The 3,376-nt window shown below is 48.7% G+C and carries 3 protein-coding genes and 1 pseudogene; 2 read left to right on the top strand and 2 right to left on the bottom strand.

Going from position 1 to position 3,376, the window contains the following annotated elements; all coding sequences use genetic code 11:
• Together PX482_RS16425 and PX482_RS16420 are read right to left on the bottom strand one after the other, a co-directional pair.
• Window positions 1-1,652: peptidase domain-containing ABC transporter (locus tag PX482_RS16425; protein WP_288122697.1), on the bottom strand; the 1,652-nt coding region annotated here is incomplete at its 3' end.
• A 7-nt stretch (window positions 1,653-1,659) separates the two neighbouring features.
• Window positions 1,660-2,133 (bottom strand): helix-turn-helix domain-containing protein, encoded by a 474-nt coding sequence (locus PX482_RS16420; RefSeq protein ID WP_002737347.1) that lies wholly within the window; start codon window positions 2,131-2,133, stop codon window positions 1,660-1,662.
• A gap of 431 nt (window positions 2,134-2,564) precedes the next feature.
• Here PX482_RS16420 and PX482_RS16415 point away from each other — a divergent pair, with 431 nt between their 5' ends.
• Both PX482_RS16415 and PX482_RS16410 read left to right on the top strand, forming a co-directional pair.
• Complete coding sequence (locus tag PX482_RS16415) at window positions 2,565-3,164, top strand: peroxiredoxin (RefSeq protein WP_002752469.1); 600 nt, start codon at window positions 2,565-2,567, stop codon at window positions 3,162-3,164.
• 125 nt (window positions 3,165-3,289) lie between these two features.
• Window positions 3,290-3,376, top strand: a pseudogene (locus tag PX482_RS16410) (IS200/IS605 family transposase); the annotation flags it as partial.

The raw sequence follows: 3,376 nt of genomic DNA, 5'->3' as shown, positions 1-3,376 counted from the left end.
GTCGTCGCTAAAGATTCGATCAGATTACTGAATATCTGGAGATTATTGCCGATGATCTGCCCGGAGAAATTTTTCTTGACCTCCACCGAGAAAAGGTCTTCCCAGTGCCAACGGGTCGAGCGCTCTGTGGCGGTAGATTTGACGGTACGAATACCGGTTAAAATCTCGATCAGGTAACTGCTTTCTTTAGCGATCGCCTGAAAAATATCCCGGGATATTCGCTGGAGAAAAGGGGTAGAAATTAACGCCAGCAGAAAGAACGGTGGCACGATCGCTAAACTGATTAGGGCTAATTGCCAGCTATAGCGAAGCATCACCGCCACATACACGAAAACTGTTAATAAGTCAAGTAAAATCGAGAGAGCTTCCCCAGAGAGAAAACGCTGAATCTTGCGATTTTCCCCGACGCGAGAAATGATATCGCCCACATAGCGGGACTCGAAATAACCGAGGGGAAGGCTGAGGGTATGGCGGATAAAACCGGTGATTAATGCCGTATCGATGCGATTAGCGGTGTGATCGAGGAGATAGGCGCGTAAACCAGTAATTGCCACCCGAAAAACCCCGAAAATTAGCGCACCGATACCCATCGCCCAAAGGGTGGTTAACGAACCCTGCACGATCACTCGATCGAGGATTAACTGGGTGAAAATCGGCGTAATTAAGCCGAATATCTGAATAAAGAGCGAGGCGACGAAAATTTCCAGCAGTACGAACCAATGGGGTTCCAGTAAGCGATAAAACTGCCAGAGAGAGGTTTTATCCTCTTTCGTGTCCCGGAATTTCTGGTTCGGTTGGAGCAGCAGGGTGAATCCCGTCCATTTACTGGCGAATTCGGCACGACTTAGGGTTAATTGCCCGATCGCTGGATCGCCAATAATCACCTGTTTGGGGGTAATTTTCCAGATAACAACGAAGTGTTTGCCTTCCCAGTGAGCGATCGCCGGTAGGGGCTGTTTCCCTAATCCCTCTAGAGTCGCTTTTACCGGACGGGTGGAGAGGCCGATATTTTCCGCCGCGGTGATCAGTCCCGACAGGGTTGCCCCGTCGCGGTTGACGTTGGCCATTTCCCGCAAACGGTTGACGCTGATTCTTTTGCCCCAATAACGGGCGATCATGACTAAACCGGCCGCCCCGCAATCGGAGGCGGACTGTTGCTCGAAGAAGGGATAACGGCGGAGGGATTGACCGATCCAGTGACCTAACCGCTGCGCCGGAGAGGGAAAATAGGCTCGATCGCTTTTTTTGTCCGTTTCTTCTGTCTTCGTCCCAAGAAGTTGCTCAATTTCCCGCGCCCGTTGCAGTAATGTTTTTTTCAGGGCGGGGTGTTTTTTCAGGATCGGCCTCAGGGCGGACTCGGGGATAAGAAGTAGTTCCGCCTTTGCGGAGACTCGAACCGAGTAGGGAAGAAAACCCGATCGGGGAAAGAGGGTGAATTCTCCAAAAAATTCGTCGGTTTTGAGCGCGATCATCTCTTTTTGCTGCGAGTTCGCTATACGAACTTTGCCGCGAACCACTAGATATAATCCGGGCTGTAGGGGCAGTGTACCTGCTTCGGGAGAGAGGGTGATCGCCGTTTTCTGGAGACTCCGCCACTGGGTTTCGGACAGGAATTCCGGCCAGGGATTGACGAGGCTGTGAGTATCGAGCATAGTTGTTTTAAGCTTTGGCTGAAGGAGAAAGATCGATGATGCGGATCGGCTGTAGCTGTTTGCGGAGGCGATTGACGTGGGTGGGGGTGAGCGCGACCCCGAATTCTTTCTCTAGATGCTGCGCTAACCAAACTCCCGACCATCGGTTAAAGGAATAGCCGAAATCCCGGGGGGATTTACTAATCAGTTCTCTCAGGCGATCGAGGTAAAATTGATCAACTTTGGAAGGGCGACCGCGGCGGTATTTCTGCCAGTGATCGATCTTGCCACTCTCGGCGATCAGTATCCATTTACTAGCGGTGGCGGCAGTACAATCGAGAAGCTTACGGATCTCGCCCGGGGATTTGCCCTCGTCAGCGAAAAGAATGATTTGAATCCGTTTGCGATCGATATCGGGGATATTTGGTTCTGTTAAGATTTCGAGAAGTTGCTGACGTTGGGATGGGGATAGATATTTACCGGTGCTTGATGACGTTGACATAGCCTTTGCAACTATAAGTAAAAGCAGACAGCAGCAGGTCGGAGCGTTGAGGCAAGAAAGATGTACTAAGTTGTACAATGGGCTGACTTCCCTGGGTGACGATCTCTTTCGCTGTCCCTAAATTCCTATTGTGGCTGCGAAAGTGAACATTATGGAGTCTATTAAATTCTTTTTCTCTCGCCCGATAAGCTGTTGACTATCTAAATTACTCGTTAAGACTGCAAGGGAGCGGGCAGCAGGGAGCAGGGATCGGCAGTTTGAGCATTTGTACTAAAATTTCCAATATGCAGTTTAAATTCAGTACAGCTGACAACCTTCCCAACAACCAACTAACGGCCAATTACTCAAAATCGTTATGACTATGATATAGTTGTTAAGGAATGTAAAAATAGTTGCATTTTCCCAGAAACTAGATTAAGGAGATTAAGAGTATGACCGCCGAAGGTTGCTTAAGAGTCGGACAAGCGGCGCCGGATTTCACCGCGACCGCCGTTTTCGATCAAGAGTTCAAAACCATCAAATTATCGGATTATCGGGGTAAATACGTCGTTTTATTCTTCTATCCCCTCGATTTTACCTTTGTTTGCCCCACGGAAATTACCGCTTTCAGCGATCGAGTTAGCGAATTTAGCAGTATCAACACCGAGATTTTAGGGGTGTCCGTCGATAGCGAATTTGCTCACCTCGCATGGATTCAAACCGAGAGAAAATCCGGCGGTGTCGGTGATGTGGCCTATCCTTTGGTGTCGGATCTAAAAAAAGAAATCAGCACCGCTTACAATGTTCTTGACCCGGATGCGGGGGTATCCCTGCGCGGTCTCTTTATCATCGATAAAGAAGGTGTTATCCAACACGCTACTATTAATAATCTTTCCTTTGGTCGCAGTGTCGATGAAACCCTCCGCACTCTGAAAGCGATTCAATACGTCCAATCCCATCCGGATGAAGTTTGTCCCGCCGGTTGGCAAGAAGGCGATGCTACCATGGTTCCCGATCCTGTGAAGTCAAAAGTTTACTTCGCAGCAGTTTAGTTAAAGTTCGTCAGAAGTCCCTCAGCTATAGATGGGGAGAGACTTTTAAGGGGGTGAATTATTTCACCCCCCATTTTAATCTCTTCGGGTCTAATTCCCCGCCGCTCGCGGCGTACAATAGAAAAATGAGTGAATACATCCATAAGAGCCATAATGTAAGTGTTTTGCTATATCATTTAGTGTTCCCAGCCAAATATCGTAAAGCCGTTTTC

This window comes from Microcystis sp. M53602_WE12 (assembly GCF_030065455.1).
GTDB classification, from domain to species: Bacteria; Cyanobacteriota; Cyanobacteriia; order Cyanobacteriales; family Microcystaceae; genus Microcystis; species Microcystis aeruginosa.
The sequence above is the reverse complement of the archived record's forward strand: the minus strand, read 5'-3'. Positions and strand labels throughout refer to the sequence as shown.